Source organism: Mycobacterium sp. NPDC003449 (genome assembly GCF_053588415.1).
The window spans coordinates 1-20,390 of record NZ_JBSFPX010000011.1 but is presented as its reverse complement, the minus strand read 5'-3'; the positions used below and the strand labels follow the sequence as shown (position 1 = coordinate 20,390).

The window sequence follows — 20,390 nt, the reverse complement described above, 5'->3', positions numbered from 1 at the left end:
CCAGCCGTCTGCACCTAGGGTGTGAACCATGCGGATCGGTCGCCGGGAAACTGTCGCGGCGGCCATCGGGCTGGCCCTCGTCGTCGCCGCGTTCGTGGTCCCGCACCTGCATCTCGGCATCGTCACCCCGCTGATCAACAGCACGCAGGCCCAGATCGCCGATTTCGCCGCCACCGCGCCGATCTTCGGGTGGTGGAACGCCCACATCGGCTGGGGCACCGTCCCCGCCGTCGCGATCGGTGCCGCGGCGGTGCGGTGGGGTCCGGCGCTGGCGCAGCGGTTGCCGTGGTCCGCGCTCACCTGGGTGACCTGGGCGACCTCATGCGCATGGGCGTTCTCGCTGGCCATGATCGACGGTTGGCAGCGCGGATTCGCCGGCCGGCTGACCGCACGCCACGAATACCTGCGTCAGGTGCCGACGATCACCGACATCCCCGAGGCGTTGCGCACGTTCTCCGGCAGAATCCTGGATTTCCAGCCGGATTCGTGGATCACCCACGTGTCGGGGCATCCGCCCGGTGCGCTGCTGACCTTCGTGTGGCTGGACCGGATCGGGCTGGGCGGCGGCGCCTGGGCCGGATTGCTGTGTCTGCTGGCCGGTTCCAGCGCGGCGGTGGCCATCATCGTCGCGATCCGGGCGCTTGCCGACGAATCCACCGCGCGGGCGGCGGCACCGTTCGTGGCGGTGGCGCCGACGGCGATCTGGATCGCAGTATCCGCCGACGGCTACTTCGCCGGAGTGGCGGCCTGGGGCATCGCACTGCTGGCCCTGGCCGTGAGCGGGACGGTCCACCGGCCGACGGTGCCGGCCGCGGCCGCCGGGCTGGTGCTGGGCTGGGGCATATTCCTCAACTACGGGCTGGCGTTGATGGCGCTGCCCACCCTCGCCGTCCTGCTCACCTCGACCGACTGGCGCGCCGCGATGCGCGTGCTCATCCCGGCCGCCGTCGCGGCGCTGGCCGTGGTGGCGGTGTTCGCCATCGCCGGGTTCTGGTGGTTCGACGGATACACCCTGGTGCAGGAACGCTACTGGCAGGGCATCGCCGCGAACCGGCCGTTCCAGTATTGGTCGTGGGCCAACCTGGCCTCGGTGGTGTGCGCGATCGGGCTGGGCAGTGTGGCCGGCCTCGGCCGCCTCGTCGACATCACCGAGATCCGCCGCAGGCCCGGGATCCGGATACTGCTGATCGGTGCGCTGGTGGCCATCCTGTTCGCCGATCTGAGCATGCTCAGCAAGGCCGAAACCGAACGCATCTGGCTGCCGTTCACGGTGTGGCTCACCGCCGCGGGGGCGCTGCTGCCGGCGCGGTCACACCGCTGGTGGCTGGCTCTCAACGTCATCGGCGCGTTGTTGCTCAACCACCTGATCCTGACGAACTGGTAGCCGACGGGCCAGCAGGTGATACAGCGGCACGCACAACCACACGACGATCAGTGAAATCGCCAGCCCCAGTGGGTAATCACGGTCGAGCACGGTCAGGTTGTCCGGACGCATCCCCGGCTTGCCGTACACCGGGATGGCGAGCAGCACCAGCACGACGCTGCACAGCGCGGCCACCGCGACCGGGGACCTCCACGGCCCGGGGATCAACCGGCGGCCTGCCAGACCGACCGCGACGCACAGCGGTGCGAACACCAGATCGTGGACGACGACGCCGACGGCCGCCCACACCGCGATCCGCACGATGACCACCGGCGGGTTCTCCCACAGCAGGACCGCACCGTACCCGCCGACGGCCACACCGGCCAGCGCCAGCAGTATTCGCAGCGCCCTCATGGCACAACCTCGATCCGCGACAACCATTTCGTCTGTAACACACCGGGTCTGCTCGGGGCGATCAGCCGGCAGGGATACCCGTGGTCGATATCGAGGGTTTCCCCGTTGACCCGCAACGCGATCAGGGTCTGCGCGTCGCGGGCATGGCGGGCGGGCAGGACCGTGCGGGAATAGGGGCCCGGCGGCTCAAGCGAGATCATCCGGACATCGGAATCGCGCGAACCCCCCACCGCGGCGATGAGATCGGCCAGCACCACCCCCGTCCACTCGGCGTCGGCACTCCACCCCTCGACGCAGGCGATCGGCAGCCGGTGCGTGGCCTGCGGCAGTGCCCGCAGGTCGTCGATGCTGAACGCGCGGCTCATCTCGCCGTTGGTCACCGTCAACCGGTACGCCGGCGACCGGGCACTGCGCAGCACCCCCGCGGCCGCCGCCGAGCGGTTGATCGGAACCCCTTGCGGCCCCTGCCCGGAACGGGGCGCCAGCACCGAAACCCCGCGAAGCCAGGGGACCGTCTGGCCTGCGGTCACCGCCGTCGCGAGCGCCACCGTCAACCAGGTGCCGCGCAGGACGGTGCGCCTGCTCGGGCCGACCCGACCGCCCGCCGCGACGTCGTCGAGCGGCTCCCCCAGCGCCCGGCGGATCACCGGAAGCTTCACCGCGATGTGCACCAGAACCGCGCCCGCGGCCACATAGGCCATCGCGTAATGCGCTACGGGAAAATAGAATTGGAACGCATACCACTGCGCGATGTTCAACAGCCCGGTGGACAGCTCGAACAGCATCGCACCCACCAGCACCAGGATCGAGGCCCGCTCGAGTTGACGGGCCGGACCGCCGATCACCGGACGTTCGAACAACTTCGGCCACACCGACCACAGCTTGACCACCAGCAGCGGGATGGCGGCGATGCCGGAGACCACGTGCGCGCCCTGGGTCAGCCGGTACAGCCACACCGGCCGGGTCGGCCAGAAGAACCATGGTTGGGGATGCTGGATGAAGTGGCTGATCAGTCCGGTGCCGAAGCACACCGCCACCGCGACGCCGAGCGCCAGCCCGACCCTGGCGGTGACGGCGGTGCCGCGCAGGCTGATCCGCTTCTCGCCGATGTCGGTCATTTCGCCACCAGGCTCGCCACGACCCGCTCGCCGATCGGATGGACCGCGCCCATCACCAACCCGACATCTGCGGCGATCCTGGCCGCACAGTCCAGCCCCACCGAGGCCCAGCGAAACCACGGGCCGACGGCATGGGCCGATTCCAGGCGAACCCAGCTGGACTTCACTCCCGTGACGTTCGTATCGAATTCGACCAGGCACTCGCCGCCGCGCCGGAGCAGCTCGCCGGCCCGCTGCAGCACCCGCCACGGGTCCCCGCCCAGTCCCACGTTGCCGTCGGCCAGCAGCGCGGTGTGCCAGCGGCCGGTCCCCGGAAGCGGACCGAACAGATCACGGCGCAGCACCGGCGCGCCGGTGCTGCGGGCCATCTCGACCGCGGTGCCGGACTGATCGACGCCGAGCGCGGGAACCCCCCGGCGTACCAGCCCGGCCACCAATCGACCGGGCCCGCAACCGAGATCGATGGTGGGGCCTGAACACAGGCTCACGATCGCCGCGTCGAACACCGGGTCGTCGGGCGCCCCGTCCAGCCATCGATGCACCGGCAGCTGATCACGCCTGCCGTCGTCGCGGCGGATCCAGCACCGCTCCCCGTCCAGCGCCCGGTCATACAGTTGCCCGTGCACGTCACACCCCCGCGGCGGCGGTGGCTCGGGCGAATCTGCCTGCCGGCGGGCAGGATCGGCGCACGGTATCGATATCCGCGACGGTGTCGACATCGGACAACTCCGGGAGCAGGGTCACGGTGACACCAGTGTCTCGAAGCGCGGCAAGCGTTACAGCCCCGGTGTCGGGCCGCGACATCGGGACCGTCCGCAGACAGGCCGCCGATGCGCCGTCCCGGACGCCGAGCACCCACCATCCGCCGTCGGTGGCCATCCCCAGCACCGCATCGGCGGCCAGCAGTGTCCGACCGCATTCGGTCAGCAGGCCGGCGCTGACCTGCGGGGTGTCCATGCCGATCTGCAGCACCGGAAGACCGGTCGCCGCGGCGTCGGCGTGCGCGTGCACCAGCCGCTCGGCGAAGCCGTCACCGCGCTGGGCGATGACGGTGAAATCGGCCAGCCGGGCGGCGATCTCGGCACTGCGGGCGGCCCGACCGAGGTCGCCGGTCAGCGCCACCACCCGCTGCGCGACGGGGGTGGCGGCGACGGCGTCGAGCGTATCGAGCAGCGCAGCCGCCGCGATGTCGGCGGCGGCCTCGGCCCCGACATCGGCCGCCAGCCTGGTCTTGGCCAGCCCCGGCACCGGCGCCTTGGCCACCACCAGAACGGTGACCTCCGGCATCAGATGGCCCGCCAGAAGTCCAGCGCCGCAACGGCGCTGCCCCGCACCGAGCCACTCACCTTGGACTTACCGCCGGTGCGGGCCCCGTAGGTGACATCGCGTTCGGTCACCCGCCAGCCCGCCTTCGCCGCCCGCACCAGCAGTTCCAGCGGATATCCCGAGCGGCGGTCGGTCACGCCGAGCGCCAGCAGTGCCTCACGGTGCGCCGCCCGCATCGGGGCGATGTCGTGGACCGGCAAGTGGTAGCGCTGCCGCAGCCGCCAGCACACCGCCGCGGTGCCCAGCCGGGCGTGCCACGGCCAGCGCAGCCCGCGCACCGGCCTGCGCCGGCCGATCGCCAGATCGGCGCCGCGATCGAGGTCGTCGACCAGTCCGGGCAGCTCCGCCGGATCCAGCGATCCGTCGGCGTCGAGCACCGCGACGATCGGCGTCGCGGCCGCGACCACCCCGGCGTGCACGGCCGATCCGTAACCGGGCCTGCGCTCGGTGACCACGGCGGCGCCGTGCGCCCTGGCCACCTCGGCCGTGCCGTCTGTGCTGTTGTTGTCGACCACCACTACCTGATACCCAGTGGGCATGGCCGCCAACACCCCGGGCAATGACTCGGCCTCGTCCAGGCAGGGCAGCACCACCGTGACGCGGGACGGATCTCGGGTCATGTCCTCCGACGCTAGGCTCCCGGCCCGGCCTCGGCCATCATCCACCGGTGACAAAACCGTGACGTCCACGCCGGTCCCGCGATCAGGCGCTAGCCTGGAGATCCTATGACCAGGGTGTTGATCGCAGACGACGACACCGTCGTGCGCGATGTCGTGCGCCGGTATCTGGAACGCGACGGTATGGACGTGGCGATCGCCCAGGACGGCACCGAGGCGTTGCGGCTGCTGGACACCGAGCAGATCGACGTCGCGGTGCTCGATGTGATGATGCCCGGATCCGACGGGCTGTCGCTGTGCCGGGACCTGCGCCGCGACGGGGACTACAGCCTGCCGGTGATCCTGCTGACCGCGCTCGGCGAGGAGGACGACCGGATCGCCGGCCTTGAGGCGGGCGCCGACGACTACCTGACCAAACCGTTCAGCCCGCGCGAGCTCGCTCTGCGGGTGCGTTCGGTGCTGCGCCGGAGTTCCGGCCTGAGCACGCCGGTGCCCGCGGAGCTGTCGGTCGGTGATCTGCGGGTGGAGACGGCCGCGCGCGCGGTCACGGTGTCGGGCCGGCCGGTCAACCTGACCAACCGGGAGTTCGACCTTCTGGTGTTCTTCCTGACCCACACCGACACCGTGTTCTCCAGAGAGGATCTGCTGAAACGCGTGTGGCGCTGGGACTTCGGTGATATGTCCACCGTCACGGTGCACGTCAAGCGGCTGCGCGCCAAGCTCGGCGAGCATCATCGGGTGCAGACCGTATGGGGCCGCGGCTACCTGTGGCGGGGCAATGCCTGACCTCTGGCAGATGATCGGCATGGCGCTGGCCTGTTCGCTGCCGGTGGTGGTGGCCGGGGCGATCGTGATCCGGCTGGCCCATTCGTGGTCGCTGGCGGTCAGCATGGTGGCGCTGGTGCTGATCCCGACGCTGGCCACCTTCACCGGTGTGATCGGCGCCAGCGGGTTCATGATCACCCAGAATTTCGAGCGGATCGTCATCGTTCTGGTCATCGTGTCGGTGGTGACCATCCCGGCGGCCGTCATGCTGGCCCGCTATCAGGCCCGGCGCACGGTGTGGGAGCAGGAGATCCGCGATTCCGAACGCGCCGCCGAGCGGTCCCGCAGGCGGCTGGTCGCGTTCGTCAGCCACGACCTGCGCACCCCGCTGGCCGGGATCCGCGCGGTGTCCGAGGCCATCGCCGACGGCGTGGTCACCGATGACGACGTCCGCGTCCAAGCCAAACACATTGAGCAGGAATCGGTCCGGCTTTCGGAGATGGTCGACGACCTGTTCGAGATGTCGAAGATCAACGCCGGGGCCGTGCAAACCCCGCGCGACCAGGTGGCGCTCGACGAGGTCGTCGACGATGTGCTTGCCGCCCACCGGATCCCGGCGCAGCGGGCCGGGGTGCGGCTGGACGCCGAGCTGCCCGACAGCCCGGTGCACGTGATCGGCAGCGACCGGGCGCTGGTCCGGGTGCTGTCGAATCTGGTGGGCAACGCGATCGCCCACACCCCCGACGGTGGATCCGTCACGCTCGCCGTGGGTTCCGATGGTGCCGGGGCCTGGGCCAGGGTCGACGACACCGGGGTCGGCATCGACGAGGCCGACCTGCCCCAGGTGTTCGACGTCGCCTACCGGGGCTCCAACGGCCGGGTGCCGCGGGCGGATTCGTCACTGCCCAGTGGGTCGGGGCTGGGCCTGGCGATCGCGGCCGGGCTGGTCCACGCGCACGGCGGATCGGTGTCGGCGCACAACCTCGACACCGGGGCGCGGTTCGAGGTGCGGCTGCCGCTCGCCGCGTCCTAGCGGTCCCGTTTCGGCGCCGAATTCGACGTAACCGTCGCGATCCGCCGGCGGCGTCGACGCTTACGTCGAACTCGCGGCGGGTGTCAGTCCGGCAGCAGGCACAACTGGACCATCGCCAATGAGCGTGGGCTGCGCAGGCTGATCCCGGTGGCCTCCTCAAACCTGCGGATCCGGTTCATCACCGTGTTGCGGTGGCAGTAGAGTTCCGAGGCGGTATCGGAAACGGAACCGCTGTCGGCGAATACCTGGATCGTCCGGACGATCAACTCGCAGTCGTGAACGTCGTGGAGCGGACCGAGAACGTAGCCGCGCAGGTCCTCGATCACCTCCGAAAGCTGAGTTATCGACAGCTGGGCCCAGGAATGGCGCAGCGTGGTCGCCTCGAGGTCCAGATCGACCAGCATCCGGACCGTCGTGGCGGCCCGGTGCACTTCCGACAACGGCACCGATCGGGGTGCGACGGCTCCGCAGAGTCCGGGCAGCAGGTCGGCCACCACGGTCTCATCGTCGGACCAGCGGCGATCGGCGGCCACCAGGATGATGGCCACACCGCGGTTGACGTACTCCAGCGGCGTCAGATGTCTGCCGAGCAGGCGTCGTGCGACGGTCCGTCCAGCCTCCTCGCCGGCAACGCCGATCACCCAGTACGTGGCGGCCTCATCGAGCCCCAGGATCTGAGCGGCACGTCGAACGGTGGCCGGTGCCGGTTCCTCGGAGAGGAGTTCGGACAGGCTGTGCTGCTGTTCGAGGATGCTGGTCCTGGCCATGGACAGTCGCTGATCCACATATCCGCGCTGCACCGCGATCGCGAAATCGTCGACGGCCTTCCAGAGCACATCCACGTGCAGGGCCAGCACCGTCATATCGTCGTCGCCGGCCAGTTTCAGCAGTGCCGACCATGCGACGAGGAAATCGGTGCGCACCGCTGCGGTGAGATTCTCCAACGCGATGCCCTGAGTGGCGCGCAACGCTCCGACCGCCGCGGGGAACTGCGCCAGTTCGGCGCTCATCGGCCGCTCCAGAAGAGCGGCCAGCAGATAACGGAACGCCTGACGCGCAGCGTCGAGCAGATCGTCCTCGGAGGGGACGCTGTCGTAGAACCGGGCACCCCGGTCGATCTGCGTCAGGTATTCGGCGGCGAGGTCGTCGTCCAGGTCGCCGAGCTTCTGCAACAGCCAGCGCCAGCGAAGCCGGGTATCGTCACGGCGACCGGACAGATTGCGCATTACCGGGCAGGCTACTGCACCGGCAAAGCTCACGGAGGGTGAGCGATCAGCTCACCCGGAGGCGGCACCTGATCACCCATGCCCAATTCGGGTCGAGAAAGTCCGGCAGAACGCGTCCGCAGATGTGCTCGTGCACAATGTGTGCGGGGCAACATGTTGCACCATGTCTATGGGGCCGATCACGTTGCTGCCCATAGGCTCTGTTGCCATGACCACCACGTACATCCGCGGCGGCACCGTCATTTCACCCACCGGTTCGCAGGCCATCGACGTGCTCATCGACGGTGAGCGTGTCGCTGCCCTGGTCGACCCGGAGCTGGCCCCGTTCGGCGATCCCGGCCGGACGTTCGACCGGGTACTGGACGCCTCGGGCCGCTACGTCATCCCCGGCGGCGTCGACGCCCACACCCACATGGAGATGCCGTTCGGCGGCACCGTCGCCTCCGACACCTTCGAAACCGGCACCCGCGCGGCCGCTCACGGTGGTACCACCACGATCATCGACTTCGCGATCCAGCGGCAGGGTGAGCGGGTACAAGACACCTTGGCCGCCTGGCATGCGAAGGCCCAGGGCAACTGTGCGATCGACTACGGCTTTCATCAGATCTTGGGCGGTGTGGACTCCGACGCCCTCAAGGCCATGGATGAGTTGGTTGCCGAGGGCGTAACCAGTTTCAAGCTGTTCATGGCCTATCCGGGGGTGTACTACTCCGACGACGGGCAGATCCTGCAGGCGATGCAGCAGTGCGCAGGCAACGGTGCGTTGACGATGATGCACGCCGAGAACGGCATCGCCATCGATCAGCTGGTGGCCGGGCACATCGCCCGCGGTGAAACCTCGCCCTACTACCACGGGGTGTCGCGGCCGTGGGAACTGGAAGAGGAGGCCACCCACCGCGCCATCATGCTGGCCCGGGTCACCGGCGCCCCGCTGTACGTGGTCCACGTGTCGGCCAAGCAGGCGATGGAACAGATCTCCACCGCCCGCGGCGCCGGGGCCAACGTGTTCGCCGAGACCTGCCCGCAATACCTGTACCTGTCGCTGGAGGAGCAGCTGGGGGCCGCCGGGTTCGAAGGCGCCAAGTGGGTGTGTTCCACCCCGTTGCGCTCCCGCGAGGAGCACCACCAGGACGAGTTGTGGCGTTACATCCGCACCGGGGACGTCGCAACGGTGTCCACCGACCATTGCCCGTTCTGTTTCAAGGGGCAGAAGGACATGGGAATCGACGACTTCTCCAAGATCCCCAACGGGATGGCAGGCGTCGAGCACCGCATCGACCTGATGTATCAGGGCGTGGTCAACGGCAACCTCAGCCTGCAGCGATGGGTCGACGTATGCGCCACCACCCCGGCGCGCATGTTCGGGCTCTACCCCCGCAAAGGGATCATCTCGCCGGGGGCCGATGCCGACATCGTGATCTATGACCCCGACGCGCACACGTCGATCGGCTTCGACAAGACCCACCACTCGAACCTCGATCATTCCACCTGGGAGGGCTTCGAGATCGACGGCGGGATACAGACCGTGCTGTCGCGCGGCACCGTCATCGTCGATCGTGGCCAGTACCACGGCCGCAAGGGCCACGGCGGCTACCTCAAACGCGGACTTTCGCAATACCTGACCTGACCTGGATCGAACGTGATCCAGGAGTCGCTCGAGGCGACCCGCATTCCATCATGCCCGGAGGAAAGTCATGACCGCACAAGCCAGCAAGGACAATTTGCGCATAACCCTCGCCGCGACCCGCGACCGCGAGTTCCTGGACCCGTGGGCCGAACTGGAGGTCATCGGGGCGACCCCGGCCGGTGGGGTGGAGCGCCAAGCCGGCACCGCCGAAGACGGTCAGATGCGTGACTGGTTCTCCCGGTGGCTGCGCGACCGCGGGTTCACCGTCGAGGTCGACCGGGTGGGAAACCTGTTCGGACTGTACGAATTTCGTCCCGGCGCACCGTATGTGCTGGTCGGGTCGCACCTGGACAGTCAGCCCCGCGGAGGCCGTTTCGACGGCGCATACGGTGTGTTGGCCGGTGCCGTCGCCGCCGACCGGATTCGCCGTCACGTCGCCGAATCCGGTGTGACGCCGCGATACAACATCGCCGTCGTGGACTGGTTCAATGAGGAAGGGTCGCGGTTCAAGCCGTCCCTGATGGGCAGCGCCGTGTTCACCGGTGCAGCAGACCTCGAACAGACACTCGACATCACCGATCACGATGGCATCACCGTCCGGGAGGCGTTGACCGCCATCGACAGTATCGGCGAGACAGATGTGTTCCCCGACGGAGATGTGGCCAGGCGGCTCGCGGCCTACGCCGAGATCCACATCGAGCAGGGCCGCGAACTCGAAAAGGACAATGTCACCATCGGTTTGGTGGACCGCACCTGGGCCGCCAACAAGTACGAGCTGAATGTCGTCGGAGTGCAGGGCCACACCGGAGCCACGGCGATAGACGACCGCCAGGATGCGTTGCTGGGCGCGTCGCTGATCGTGGTGGCGCTGCGCGACATCGCCGACGAATTCGGTGCGGAACTGCACACCAGCTGTGGGCAGTTGACCGTGCTGCCCAACTCCCCGGTCGTAGTCCCGCGCGAGGTCCACATGCACCTCGACCTGCGCTCGGACAACGATGAACTGCTCGCGGCGGCCGACGCCGCACTGCGGAAGCGGATCGCCGAGGCCGAGATTCGCGCCAACGTCACCGTCGAGCACCGCAAGGCCCACGTCTGGCCCGGCCACCACTACCAGCCACAGGGCGTGGAGTTGGCCCGCGCCGTCGCCGACGACCTCGGTGTGTCGAGCATGCTGGTGCAGACCCGGGCCGGCCACGACTCGACGAACATGAAGGAGATCGTCCCGTCGGTGATGCTGTTCGTTCCCAGCGTGGAAGGAATCTCGCACGCCGAGGCCGAATACACCGCCGACGAGGACCTGTGCACCGGGGTCGACGTGCTCACCGAGGCCCTGGCCCGCATGCTCGACGGCGCACTCGATTCGGCCACAGCCGACCGTTCCTGAGCCGACCAATACCCACCTTATTTCTCGACAGGAGACGATATGGACCTCGGACTGCACGGAATGCGGGCACTGATCTCCGGCGCCAGCGACGGTATCGGACTGGCGACCGCGGAGTTGCTGGCCGAAGAAGGGGCCGATGTGGCCCTGGTGGCTCGCCGTGCCGACGCTCTGCGCGAGGCGTGTACCTCGATCTCGGCCAAGACCGGCGTCAAAGCCGTGTCGGTTGCCGCGGACCTCAGCGATAAGACGGTGTTCGATTCGGTGATCACCGACGTTGTCGACGAACTCGGCGGCCTGGACATCCTGATCAACAATGCCGGGGCGTCGTCTTTCGGCGGCTTCGGCGATCTCACCGACGAGCAGTGGGTCGCCGACATCAACCTCAAGCTCTTCGGGTTCATCCGTATGACGCGCGCGGCGTTGCCGCATCTGCTCAAGAACGGCAACGGACGCATCGTCAATGTCGCGGGCAACTCCGGGAAGCAGGCGTTGGAGTACCACATGCCCGGTGCGGCCGCCAACGCCGCGATCCTGAACTTCAGCAAGTCGCTGTCGCTGCAGGTCGGCGCCCAGGGCGTGATGATCAACACGGTGTGCCCGGGCCCGGTCCGGACCGCGCGGCTGGTCAAGCAGTTCGCCGCCAACGCCAAGGACTGGGGTTGCACACCCGAGGAGGCCGAGCAGCGCTTCCTGGAGAACCTGCCGCTGTCCTACATCCCCAGCGCGCGCGATATTGCCTACTCCGTCGTGTTCATGGCCTCGCCGCGGGCCGCGTACCTCAACGGGACCACCCTGACCAATGACGGCGGAATCACCCGTGCGGTCTGAGCATTCGCGAGCGGCGCGCATCGGGATGATCGTGCCGTCCTCGAATACCTGCCTGGAGCCCACGACATACCGGATGCTGGGCGAGCGGACCGACGTGAACGTTCACTTCACCCGCATTCCGGTCGGCCGGGTCGGGCTCGACGGCACGTCCGACGCTCAGTTCGATACGGCCGGAATGGAAGCGGCGGCAGTCCTGTTGGCCGCCGCCGATGTCGACGTGATCGCTTGGAATGGCACGGCCGGTTCATGGCTGGGCATCGCACACGACCACGCGATCACCGATGCCATCACTGCTGCGGCCGGTGCGCGGGCGCTCACCACCACCCAGGCCTGCGTGACGGCATTCGGTGCGCTGGGCGTGCGCGGCGTCGGCGTTGTCACCCCCTACCCCGATGATATGAACGCCAAGATCGGCGAGTGCTACCGCGACGCGGGTTTCGCGGTGACCGCAGCACACGGTTTCGGTCTCACCGAGACCACCGACATCGCCGGGATCCGGCCCGAGGAATTGCTGTCGCCCAGCCGGCGGGTCGCCGCGAGCGCGCCCGACGCGATCGCCTACGTGTGCACCAATCTGCACGGTGCCGACGCCGTGGCGGCCGCGGAGGCCGAACTCGGCCTGCCGGTGCTGGATTCGGTGACGATCACGCTCGCGGCGTGCCTGGCGGTGGTGGGAGCGGATCCCTTGCACCCCCGGTGGGGGCGTCACCTGGCACAAGCCTTCGGGTCGACCAGTGCGACCCGTGCCAGACCATGACCAAGCCCGGCTGCGGTGGCAGATCCTGCTCGAGGACCTCGCAGGCATCGACGACCAACTCGCGGCCGAGTATCTCGAACGAATCGACGGGGGCGCGCGCTACTACGACAACGTTCCCGATGAAGAAGATCTGAAAGAAAGCGCCCGCAACGCATTCCGTTACCTGCTCGGACGCCTGTCGGCCAGGACCTTGTCGGCCGAACTGATCGCGTTCCCGGCCGCAGTCGGGGCGCTGCGGGCCCGCCAGGGCATCGCTTTGGAGAATCTGAGCGCCGCCGTCCGCAACGACTTCCTGATCGCGTGGTCGGCCCTGTTACGGCTGGCCGATGACACCGATATGGCCGTGCTCGTCATGCACGTCGGTGAACTCTGGAAGGCGGTCGACGACTTCGCCGGCGCGGTCCAACGGGGCTACCTGGATCAGTGTCTGCAAATGGCGCGCACCGACATCATCGAACAACAGCAGAGTCTGTCCGACTTGTTCTCGGATGCACCGAGTTCCACCATCGTGCACCGCGCAGCCGAGGTTCTCGACCTCGACGAGGCCGCCTCCTATTGGGTGGTTGGCGTCATCGGTGACGGGGCCGCCGCGGAGGTGACCCGACGGCTCGCCGGCCTCGACGTCGTGGCGCTGGACCACACGAGCAAGGGGGTCACGCTCATCCTGCTGTCCGCGCACCGCGGCTGGGCCGACGACGAGGCGTTGGCGGCAGACCTCCTGTCCGGATTGACCGGTGCCGTCGCATCGCGAACCATGCAGTTGCAGAACATCTTCCGGTCGGCGGCGACCGTCCGGTTGCTTGCGCAACTGGGTGTGGAGGCGGCGACCCTGCGGCGTTGCTGGTCGCGGTTGTCGATCTCGCAACTGTGCACGGTGATCGACGACCTGCGCGGCTACGTGGACACCCCGCTGGCGGGGATGAACGATCGAGACCTCGTCGTCGAAACCATGCTGGTATTCGCCGAGAGCGGATCGGTCTCGACCACGGCCGCCAAGCTGTACTGTCACCGCAATACGGTGCTCAACCGGATCCGGAAGTTCGAGGAAGCCACCGGGATCAGCCTTCGAACACCTCGGGCCCAGGCCATGGTGCAACTGTGCCTGCTGCACCCGTGATTGTGCAGTCGCACACTACATGACCCGGATCGCGTTGCACCGGGACTATGGGTACGGTCACATCGCCGCTCTAGCATTTCGCTATGACCAGCACCCGGCGGAGGACGACATGAACCCTTCAGTTCCTGCTGCAGCCACTGACACTGCGGGCGCGAAATCGCGCCGCCGGCGCACGATCATCGCCAGCATGGTCGGCACCACGATCGAGTGGTACGACTTCAACATCTACGGATCCGTGGCCGCGCTGGTGTTCGGCAAGATCTTCTTTCCCGACGTGGATCCGGCGGCGGGAACACTTCTGGCGCTGGCCACATTCGGTGTCGGATTCGCCGCGCGCCCGATCGGTGGAATCATCTTCGGGCACATCGGTGACCGGGTCGGGCGCAAGGCGGCCCTGATCGCGACCATCCTGATGATGGGAGCCGCAACGGTTGCGATCGGGTTGCTGCCCACCTACAGTTCCATCGGCATTCTGGCACCCATCCTGTTGGTGCTCTGTCGCCTGATTCAAGGCATCGGCATCGGTGGTGAATGGGGCGGTGCCGTGTTGATGGTGGTGGAACAGGACGAATCCGTGGACAGTCGGGGGCACGCCGGTAGCTGGCTGCAGTCCGCCTCGCCATTGGGCTTCCTGTTGTCCACGGCCACTCTGGCAGCAGTGAGCGGGCTCATGACCGAGGACCAGTTCATGTCCTGGGGCTGGCGTATTCCGTTCTTGATCAGTGCACCACTTGTGTTGGTGGGTCTGTTGATTCGGGTGAAGATCGTCGAATCCTCGGTCTTCACCCGAAATCAGAAGCAGCGCAAGGAGAAGGACGCCAAGGCGCCGATCCTGCAGGTGCTGCGCCACGCGCCGAAGATGATCCTGCTGGTCGTGCTTCTCGGGCTTGGCCAGCAGGTCGCCTACTTCGTGATCAACGTCTTTTCGTTGTCCTACGTGACACAGCACACCGACATCTCGAAGGGCACCGTACTCAACGCCGTCTCCATCGGCGCCGTCGCTCAGCTCTTGTCGATTCTGTACTTCGGGCGACTCAGTGACCGCGTCGGACGGCGTATTCCATTTTTCATCGGCGCCATCGGGATGGCGGTGTGGGCCTTCGCGGTGTATCCGCTGATGGGTTCAGGCAACTTCGCGCTCATGGTGCTGTCGATATCAATCGCGATGGTGTTCCAGGGCGCGATGTACGGGGTTCTCGCGTCGTTCATCGCCGAGCTGTTCGATACCAGTTATCGCTATACCGGCGTCTCGTTGGGCTACATGCTCATCGGCGTTGTCGGTGGCGGGTTCGCCCCGTTGATCGCTTCGACGCTGCTGGAAACCACCGGATCGGTGACATCGGTCGCGATCTACATCTCGCTGTCAGCCCTGCTGACGCTGGCCGCCGCCTACTTCGCCCCGGAAACCTCGAAGCGAAACCTCGACAGCATCCTCGACGACAGGACCGCCGACCCTGCATCTCAGCGCGGCGAGAGCGTGGCACGCACCCGGTAGGGCGCCACTCGCGGCGGGTGTCAGTCCGGCAGCGAGTTGCTCAGCCGTTCGGTCGCGGCCAGATAGTCCTCGATGAACTCGCGCACCACCTCGCGGGCCGGTTTCACCTTGTTCATCAGGCCCACCCCCTGCCCGACGAAGTAGGTGGCCAGCGCCTGCGCGCCGGGATGCCCCTGGGCCGCCAGCACGTCGACGCGCCGGATCACCGGCTCGACGAGCATGTTCTGCAGCGGCATCGGCAGCGGGCGATGCCCGCCGTCGTGCGGCAGCCAGGCGTCGGTCCACTCCGAGACCAGTTGGCGCGACGGCTTCCCGGTCCGGCCCGCCGAGCGCACGGTGTCCCGCGAGGTCGCGGCCAGCATCTTCTGCACGGTGTGCGGCGCCGTCTCGGCCTCCTCGGTGGTCAGCCACACCGAACCGGTCCAGGCACCGTCGGCGCCCATCGCGACCGTCGCCGCCATCTGCCTGCCCGTCACGATGCCGCCGGCCGCCAGCACGGGGATCTTGCTGCCCACCGCGGCCACCGCCTCCAGAACCTCCGGCACCAGCACCAGCGTCGACACCTCACCGCAGTGCCCGCCGGCCTCGGTCCCCTGCGCGACGATCAGGTCCACCCCGGCCCGCACCTGTTTGACCGCATGCTCGCGGGCGCCGACCAGCGCCGCGACCGGCACGCCGTGCTCGGCTCCGGCCTCGATCATGTAGTCCGGCGGCACCCCGAGCGCGTTGGCGATCAACTTGATGGGATGGCCGAACGCCACGTCCAGCAGTTCGCGGCCGTTCGCGCCGGTGAGCCCGGAGCGCCCCACCCGCAGGTCGGCCTGCGGGTCGATGTCGTGGTCGGCGAGCAGCTTGGCGACGAACTCCCGGTACTCGGCCGGGATCCGGTCCACCAACTGGCCGTGCGACAGGTTCTCACCCTTGCCCTCGAAGGTCGCGGGGACGATGATGTCGGCGCCGTAGGGTTTACCGCCCACCTGCTCGTCGATCCAGGCCAGTTCCCGGTCCAGCTGCTCGGGGGTGTACGCGGTCGCGCCGAGCACACCGAAGCCGCCCGCGTTGGTCACCGCCGCGACGACATCGCGGCAGTGGCTGAAGGCGAAGAGCGGGAAGTCGATACCGAACTGTGCACAGATGGCGGGTTTCACCCGATCAGTATTGCCACGCCGAGTTGACGGGTGTCAAGAAGCGTCTTCACCCCTCGGCTGACGGTCACCCCCGCAGCGGGGCGAAGGCGAACTCGCGCAATCCGTCGCGCGGATCGATCGCGGCCCGGAAACCCAGCAGCCGTTCCGCCCGCTCCGGGTCGGCCACGATATGGCGGACGTCGCCGCTGCGGTACTGGCCGGTGACCACGGGCGCCGGCGCGCCGCGCACCTCGCAGAGCTGGGCGGCCACCTCCATGATCGAGATTGGCCGGCCCGAGCACACGTTGAAGGCGGCGAAACCCGGCTCCGGGTACCGCACCGCCGCCACATTGGCCGCGGCCACGTCGTCGACGTGCACGAAATCGCGCATCTGCCCGCCGTCCTCGAAAACCCTTGGCACGTCACCCGATTCCAGCTCGGACCGGAAGATCGCCGCCACCCCCGAGTACGGGGTGTCGCGCGGCATACCCGGGCCGTAGACATTGTGGTAGCGCAACGCGACGACCGAACCCTTGGTGGCCTCGGCCCAGGCCAGCGCGTAGTGCTCCTGCGCGGTTTTGCTGGCCGCATACAGGCTTCTGGGCCGCAGCGGCGCGTCCTCGCCGACCAGGCTCCAGCGCAACGGTTCCCCGCCCGCCGGGCAGCGGTGCTCGAACACCCCGTCGTCGAGATCGGCTCTGGTGCGGGGCAGCGGATCCACCGGCCCGTGCTCGGGACAGTCGTAGCCGCCCTGCCCGTAGACCACCATCGACGATGCGAGCACCAGCCGTGCGCAGCCCGCCGCGAACATCTCGGCCAGCAAAACCGTTGTGCCGTAATCGTTGTGGCTGCCGTAGGCCGGGGCGTCGGCGGCGTTCACCCCGGCGCCCACCACCGCGGCCTGATGGCACACCACGTCGACGCCGTCCAGCAGCGGGGCCAGGGCCTTGCCGTCGCGGACGTCGACCACGTGACAGTCCGGGGGCGCCTGGGTACCGGGCCGGTGCGCCGCGGGCAGCATGGCGTCGACGCCGATCACCTCGTGGTCCGCGGCCCGCAGCGCGGCCGCGATCCGGGTACCGATGAATCCGGCCGCGCCGGTCAGCAGAACCCTCACGGCAGCTCGAACGGGAGTTTCACACCGTCATGGGCCAGGCAGTGCGTACAGCTGCGCTCGGTGTCGACGGCCTCGAGCGCCTCATGCACCAACTTCTTGAACCCCACCATATTGCGTTCGAACTCGGCGAATACGTCAACAGTCCTGACGGCCGTCTCGCTGTCGATGCCTGCGTCCAGATCGGTCACCAAAGCGATAGCGGCATAACATATTTCGAGCTCACGGGCCAGCACAGCCTCAGGATAGCCGGTCATGTTGACCAGGGTGAAACCCTGGGCGGCGAACCATCGGCTCTCGGCGCGGGTGGAGAACCGTGGCCCCTGGATCACCACCATGGTGCCGCCGTCGACCACACCGGGCAGGCCCGTCGCCGCCGACCGCAGGCTCGGACAGTACGGGTCGGCGAAACCGACATGGATACCGCCGGAATCGAAGTAGGTGTCGGCGCGGGCCCTGGTGCGATCGACCAGCTGATCGGGAACCACCATGGCCCCGGGACCCAGCTCGGCGGTCAGGCTGCCCACCGCGCACGGCGCGAAGATCCGCCGCACCCCGATGGCCCGCAACGCCCACATATTGGCCCGGTAGGGCACCGTATGCGGTGAGTACTCGTGGCTCACCCCGTGGCGCGGCAGGAACGCCACCTCGTGCTCACCGACCGCGCCGACCGTGACGGGCGCGCTGGGCTCCCCGTAGGGGGTGTCCAGGCTGACCGTGCGGGCGTCGGGCCCGAAGAACGAATAGAAGCCACTGCCCCCGATGACTCCGAGCATGCAGGGTTATTCGGCGCCGGCCGGGGGCGGTGTGTCGACATCTTCGGTGTCCGGGGTGTCGACGGTGTCGACGTCGACGGGCTCCTCGTCGAACTGTGCGCTCGCCCTGCGGGCACCGTCGCCGATCTCGAAGATGTCGGTCGCCAGACCGCCGATCGCCGTCGCCACGTCCTTGACCGCGGTGGTGATGATGGAACTCACCTCCCCGACCGTCGAGGCAACCGCCTCCACCGACTCCTGCAGCGCGTCCTTGCCGATCTCGGTCTTGCTGAGCTGGTCCTTCATGAAGCTCAGTCTAGGGCGGCTCATACGATGACGTCGTGGCCAGTTTCGCGCAGTGGATCGAGGGTGCCCGTCCACGCACGTTGCCCAATGCCGTATCGCCCGTGCTCGCCGGAACCGGCGCCGCGGCCTGGCTGGGCGCTGCGGTGTGGTGGAAGGCGCTGTTGGCGCTTGTCGTCGCGCTGGCATTCATCGTCGGCGTCAACTTCGCCAACGACTACTCCGACGGCATCCGCGGCACCGACGATGTGCGGTCCGGACCGCTGCGGCTGGTGGGGTCCCGGCTGGCGTCGCCGCGCGCGGTCCTGACCGCGGCGGTGACCAGCCTGGCCGTTGGCGCGGTCGCCGGCCTGGTGCTGGCCGCGGTCAGCACACCGTGGCTGATCGCCGTCGGCGTCGTCTGCCTGGCCGGTGCGTGGCTGTACACCGGCGGCAAGAAACCCTACGGCTACCTGGGGTTGGGCGAGGTCGCGGTGTTCGTGTTCTTCGGCCTGGTGGCGGTCCTTGGCACGCAGTACACCCAGGCGCTGCGGATCGACTGGGTCGGCGGGCTGGCCGCGGTGACGATGGGGGCACTGTCCTCGGCGGTGCTGGTGGCCAACAACCTGCGCGATATCCCCACCGACGCGCAGTCCGGCAAGATCACCCTGGCCGTGCGCCTGGGCGATGCCAGGACCCGGCTGCTGTTCCAGGGGCTGCTCGCGGTCGCGTTGGTGGCGACGCTGGGCCTGGCGGCCGCGACGCCGTGGGCCCTGGTCGGCCTGGTGGCCGCGCCGCTGGCGGTGCGCGCCGCCCGGCCGGTCCGCGACGGCAGCGGCGGGCCCGCGCTGATCCCGGTACTGCGCGATACCGGGCTGACGATGCTGGCGTGGGCGATCACGGTGGGTCTCGCGCTGGCCCTGGGCTGACTTTCTTCGGCTTTCTTCGGCGAGCAGACGCGCCGGTACCCCTTGTGGCGCGATTTCGGGTACCGCGGCGTCTGCTCGGCGAGGGAATTCGGCAGGTTATCCACAGATCGCCGATTGGGGGTTCACCAGCGGCGTCGCGGCCGCCAGCATCAAGGGGTGTCCATCGACGACATCTTCGCCGCCAACGGCGGGGTTGCCACCGCAGCCCAGTTGCAGACCGTCACCACCCGCAAACTCCTTGCGGCCAAGCTGCGCTCGGGTGCCGTGGCCCGGGTGTGCCGCGGCGTCTACGCCCCGACCCCCACCGACGGCCTGACCCGGCTTGCGGCGCTCGACCTGCTCAACGGACAACCGATCGTCGCCTGCATGGGCACCGCGGCCGCGTTGTACGGCTTCGACACCGAACACGATGAGCGCCTGCACATCCTCGACCCCGGTGTGCGGATTCGGCCCGGCCCCGGGCTGATGGTGCATCAACGCGTCGGCGCCCCGCTGCGGCGGGTGTCCGGGCGGTTGGCGACGACGCCGGCGTGGACCGCGGTCGAGATCGCCCGCACGCTGCCCCGGCCCCGCGCGCTCGCGGTGCTCGACGCGGCATTGCATGTCGAAGCCTGCGGCACAGCGGAACTGGAAGCCGCGGTGCGCGAGCAGACCGGGCGCAGGGGAATCGTCGCCGTCCGGGAACTCCTCGCGCATGCGGACGGTCGCGCCGAGTCGCCGATGGAAAGCGAGATGCGCCTGGTGTTCATCGACTGGGGTGTGCCCCGCGCCGAGTTGCAGTACGAGATCGTCGACCGCACCGGGCGTAGCTGGCGGGTCGATTTCGCCTGGCCCGACGCCAAAGTCGTCGCCGAGTACGACAGCGTCGAATGGCATGCCAGCCCAGAGGGTTTCAAGCACGATCGGCTCAAGGTCGCGCGATTGCAGGAATGCGGTTGGGTGTCGATTCCCGCCGTCGTCGACGATATCCGCCGGCACCCGCAGGATCTGGCGCTGCGGGTGATGCACCATCTCGATGCCCCGGCATTGGCGAGCTGATATCTCCGCGAGCAGACGTCGCGGTACCCGAAAACCGACGTGTGCGGGTACCGGCGCGTCTGCTCGGCGAAG

At 68.3% G+C, this 20,390-nt stretch carries 21 protein-coding genes; 11 read left to right on the top strand and 10 right to left on the bottom strand.

The window, feature by feature from the left end; genetic code table 11:
* Nucleotides 1–28: 28 nt before the first annotated feature.
* Nucleotides 29–1,384, top strand: coding sequence for a hypothetical protein (locus ACWDTP_RS05505; RefSeq protein WP_450017372.1), 1,356 nt, complete (start codon nucleotides 29–31; stop codon nucleotides 1,382–1,384).
* Here the strand turns inward: ACWDTP_RS05505 and ACWDTP_RS05500 are convergent.
* Genes ACWDTP_RS05500 through ACWDTP_RS05480 form a run of 5 tightly spaced genes read right to left on the bottom strand, consistent with a single transcriptional unit; the run spans nucleotide 1,310 to nucleotide 4,841 of the window.
* Entirely contained in the window at nucleotides 1,310–1,777 is a 468-nt protein-coding gene (locus ACWDTP_RS05500) for a hypothetical protein (protein WP_450017370.1), read from the bottom strand. The two genes, ACWDTP_RS05505 and ACWDTP_RS05500, sit on opposite strands and share 75 nt — an antisense overlap.
* Nucleotides 1,774–2,895 (bottom strand): molybdopterin-dependent oxidoreductase, encoded by a 1,122-nt coding sequence (locus ACWDTP_RS05495; protein WP_450017368.1) that lies wholly within the window; start codon nucleotides 2,893–2,895, stop codon nucleotides 1,774–1,776. The genes ACWDTP_RS05500 and ACWDTP_RS05495 overlap by 4 nt, the downstream gene beginning before the upstream one ends.
* Complete coding sequence (locus ACWDTP_RS05490; RefSeq protein WP_450017366.1) at nucleotides 2,892–3,521, bottom strand: SAM-dependent methyltransferase; 630 nt, start codon at nucleotides 3,519–3,521, stop codon at nucleotides 2,892–2,894. Before ACWDTP_RS05490 ends, ACWDTP_RS05495 begins: the two co-directional genes overlap by 4 nt.
* 1 nt (nucleotide 3,522) lies before the next feature.
* Nucleotides 3,523–4,182: a TIGR04282 family arsenosugar biosynthesis glycosyltransferase gene (locus ACWDTP_RS05485; protein WP_450017364.1), complete on the bottom strand. Its 660-nt coding sequence runs from the start codon at nucleotides 4,180–4,182 to the stop codon at nucleotides 3,523–3,525.
* Complete coding sequence (locus tag ACWDTP_RS05480; protein WP_450017362.1) at nucleotides 4,182–4,841, bottom strand: glycosyltransferase family 2 protein; 660 nt, start codon at nucleotides 4,839–4,841, stop codon at nucleotides 4,182–4,184. The genes ACWDTP_RS05485 and ACWDTP_RS05480 overlap by 1 nt, the downstream gene beginning before the upstream one ends.
* Before the next feature lie 105 nt (nucleotides 4,842–4,946).
* Here ACWDTP_RS05480 and ACWDTP_RS05475 point away from each other — a divergent pair, with 105 nt between their 5' ends.
* Nucleotides 4,947–5,624 (top strand): response regulator transcription factor, encoded by a 678-nt coding sequence (locus ACWDTP_RS05475; RefSeq protein WP_450017361.1) that lies wholly within the window; start codon nucleotides 4,947–4,949, stop codon nucleotides 5,622–5,624.
* Nucleotides 5,617–6,636 carry a sensor histidine kinase gene (locus ACWDTP_RS05470; protein WP_450017359.1) on the top strand — a complete coding sequence of 340 codons (1,020 nt, stop codon included), beginning with the start codon at nucleotides 5,617–5,619 and terminating at the stop codon, nucleotides 6,634–6,636. The genes ACWDTP_RS05475 and ACWDTP_RS05470 overlap by 8 nt, the downstream gene beginning before the upstream one ends.
* 83 nt (nucleotides 6,637–6,719) lie before the next feature.
* Here the strand turns inward: ACWDTP_RS05470 and ACWDTP_RS05465 are convergent, their stop codons facing one another.
* Nucleotides 6,720–7,862 (bottom strand): helix-turn-helix domain-containing protein, encoded by a 1,143-nt coding sequence (locus ACWDTP_RS05465; protein ID WP_450017357.1) that lies wholly within the window; start codon nucleotides 7,860–7,862, stop codon nucleotides 6,720–6,722.
* Between the two features lie 208 nt (nucleotides 7,863–8,070).
* On the opposite strand from ACWDTP_RS05465, the gene hydA reads away from it, so the two are divergent.
* From hydA to ACWDTP_RS05435, 6 genes are all read left to right on the top strand, one after another.
* Nucleotides 8,071–9,489, top strand: coding sequence for a dihydropyrimidinase (hydA, locus tag ACWDTP_RS05460; protein WP_450017355.1), 1,419 nt, complete (start codon nucleotides 8,071–8,073; stop codon nucleotides 9,487–9,489).
* Nucleotides 9,490–9,556: 67 nt separating this feature from the next.
* Nucleotides 9,557–10,876 (top strand): M20 family metallo-hydrolase, encoded by a 1,320-nt coding sequence (locus tag ACWDTP_RS05455; protein WP_450017353.1) that lies wholly within the window; start codon nucleotides 9,557–9,559, stop codon nucleotides 10,874–10,876.
* A 39-nt stretch (nucleotides 10,877–10,915) separates the two neighbouring features.
* Nucleotides 10,916–11,704, top strand: a complete 789-nt coding sequence (locus tag ACWDTP_RS05450; protein ID WP_450017352.1) for an SDR family oxidoreductase — start codon at nucleotides 10,916–10,918, stop codon at nucleotides 11,702–11,704.
* The gene (locus tag ACWDTP_RS05445; RefSeq protein ID WP_450017350.1) at nucleotides 11,694–12,461 is read left to right on the top strand and encodes a maleate cis-trans isomerase family protein; all 768 of its coding nucleotides are present in this window, start codon (nucleotides 11,694–11,696) and stop codon (nucleotides 12,459–12,461) included. Before ACWDTP_RS05450 ends, ACWDTP_RS05445 begins: the two co-directional genes overlap by 11 nt.
* Nucleotides 12,448–13,578: a helix-turn-helix domain-containing protein gene (locus ACWDTP_RS05440; protein ID WP_450017348.1), complete on the top strand. Its 1,131-nt coding sequence runs from the start codon at nucleotides 12,448–12,450 to the stop codon at nucleotides 13,576–13,578. The genes ACWDTP_RS05445 and ACWDTP_RS05440 overlap by 14 nt, the downstream gene beginning before the upstream one ends.
* Before the next feature lie 109 nt (nucleotides 13,579–13,687).
* Nucleotides 13,688–15,073: an MFS transporter gene (locus ACWDTP_RS05435; protein ID WP_450017346.1), complete on the top strand. Its 1,386-nt coding sequence runs from the start codon at nucleotides 13,688–13,690 to the stop codon at nucleotides 15,071–15,073.
* 20 nt (nucleotides 15,074–15,093) lie between these two features.
* Here ACWDTP_RS05435 and ACWDTP_RS05430 read toward each other — a convergent pair whose 3' ends face one another.
* The 4 genes from ACWDTP_RS05430 to ACWDTP_RS05415 form a co-directional block, all read right to left on the bottom strand.
* Nucleotides 15,094–16,221 carry an NAD(P)H-dependent flavin oxidoreductase gene (locus ACWDTP_RS05430; RefSeq protein ID WP_450017344.1) on the bottom strand — a complete coding sequence of 376 codons (1,128 nt, stop codon included), beginning with the start codon at nucleotides 16,219–16,221 and terminating at the stop codon, nucleotides 15,094–15,096.
* A 64-nt stretch (nucleotides 16,222–16,285) separates the two neighbouring features.
* A complete protein-coding gene (locus tag ACWDTP_RS05425) occupies nucleotides 16,286–17,317 on the bottom strand; it encodes an NAD-dependent epimerase/dehydratase family protein (RefSeq protein WP_450017342.1) in 1,032 nt (343 codons plus the stop codon).
* The gene (locus ACWDTP_RS05420; RefSeq protein ID WP_450017340.1) at nucleotides 17,314–18,090 is read right to left on the bottom strand and encodes an S-methyl-5'-thioadenosine phosphorylase; all 777 of its coding nucleotides are present in this window, start codon (nucleotides 18,088–18,090) and stop codon (nucleotides 17,314–17,316) included. The genes ACWDTP_RS05425 and ACWDTP_RS05420 overlap by 4 nt, the downstream gene beginning before the upstream one ends.
* 6 nt (nucleotides 18,091–18,096) lie before the next feature.
* A complete protein-coding gene (locus tag ACWDTP_RS05415) occupies nucleotides 18,097–18,375 on the bottom strand; it encodes a hypothetical protein (RefSeq protein ID WP_450017338.1) in 279 nt (92 codons plus the stop codon).
* A 35-nt stretch (nucleotides 18,376–18,410) separates the two neighbouring features.
* On the opposite strand from ACWDTP_RS05415, the gene ACWDTP_RS05410 reads away from it, so the two are divergent.
* Together ACWDTP_RS05410 and ACWDTP_RS05405 are read left to right on the top strand one after the other, a co-directional pair.
* Nucleotides 18,411–19,280 (top strand): 1,4-dihydroxy-2-naphthoate polyprenyltransferase, encoded by an 870-nt coding sequence (locus ACWDTP_RS05410; RefSeq protein ID WP_450017336.1) that lies wholly within the window; start codon nucleotides 18,411–18,413, stop codon nucleotides 19,278–19,280.
* A gap of 156 nt (nucleotides 19,281–19,436) precedes the next feature.
* Nucleotides 19,437–20,318 (top strand): hypothetical protein, encoded by an 882-nt coding sequence (locus ACWDTP_RS05405; RefSeq protein ID WP_450017334.1) that lies wholly within the window; start codon nucleotides 19,437–19,439, stop codon nucleotides 20,316–20,318.
* Nucleotides 20,319–20,390 lie beyond the last annotated feature (72 nt).

Excerpts from the sequence above, each read along its gene's own strand:
- hydA (WP_450017355.1), top strand. The coding sequence starts at position 8,071 with ATGACCACCACGTACATCCGCGGCGGCACCGTCATTTCACCCACCGGT.
- ACWDTP_RS05470 (WP_450017359.1), top strand. The coding sequence starts at position 5,617 with ATGCCTGACCTCTGGCAGATGATCGGCATGGCGCTGGCCTGTTCGCTG.
- ACWDTP_RS05450 (WP_450017352.1), top strand. The coding sequence starts at position 10,916 with ATGGACCTCGGACTGCACGGAATGCGGGCACTGATCTCCGGCGCCAGC.
- ACWDTP_RS05500 (WP_450017370.1), bottom strand. The coding sequence starts at position 1,777 with ATGAGGGCGCTGCGAATACTGCTGGCGCTGGCCGGTGTGGCCGTCGGC.
- ACWDTP_RS05420 (WP_450017340.1), bottom strand. The coding sequence starts at position 18,090 with ATGCTCGGAGTCATCGGGGGCAGTGGCTTCTATTCGTTCTTCGGGCCC.
- ACWDTP_RS05455 (WP_450017353.1), top strand. The coding sequence starts at position 9,557 with ATGACCGCACAAGCCAGCAAGGACAATTTGCGCATAACCCTCGCCGCG.
- ACWDTP_RS05480 (WP_450017362.1), bottom strand. The coding sequence starts at position 4,841 with ATGACCCGAGATCCGTCCCGCGTCACGGTGGTGCTGCCCTGCCTGGAC.
- ACWDTP_RS05475 (WP_450017361.1), top strand. The coding sequence starts at position 4,947 with ATGACCAGGGTGTTGATCGCAGACGACGACACCGTCGTGCGCGATGTC.
- ACWDTP_RS05435 (WP_450017346.1), top strand. The coding sequence starts at position 13,688 with ATGAACCCTTCAGTTCCTGCTGCAGCCACTGACACTGCGGGCGCGAAA.
- ACWDTP_RS05495 (WP_450017368.1), bottom strand. The coding sequence starts at position 2,895 with ATGACCGACATCGGCGAGAAGCGGATCAGCCTGCGCGGCACCGCCGTC.
- ACWDTP_RS05505 (WP_450017372.1), top strand. The coding sequence starts at position 29 with ATGCGGATCGGTCGCCGGGAAACTGTCGCGGCGGCCATCGGGCTGGCC.
- ACWDTP_RS05465 (WP_450017357.1), bottom strand. The coding sequence starts at position 7,862 with ATGCGCAATCTGTCCGGTCGCCGTGACGATACCCGGCTTCGCTGGCGC.
- ACWDTP_RS05485 (WP_450017364.1), bottom strand. The coding sequence starts at position 4,182 with ATGCCGGAGGTCACCGTTCTGGTGGTGGCCAAGGCGCCGGTGCCGGGG.
- ACWDTP_RS05415 (WP_450017338.1), bottom strand. The coding sequence starts at position 18,375 with ATGAAGGACCAGCTCAGCAAGACCGAGATCGGCAAGGACGCGCTGCAG.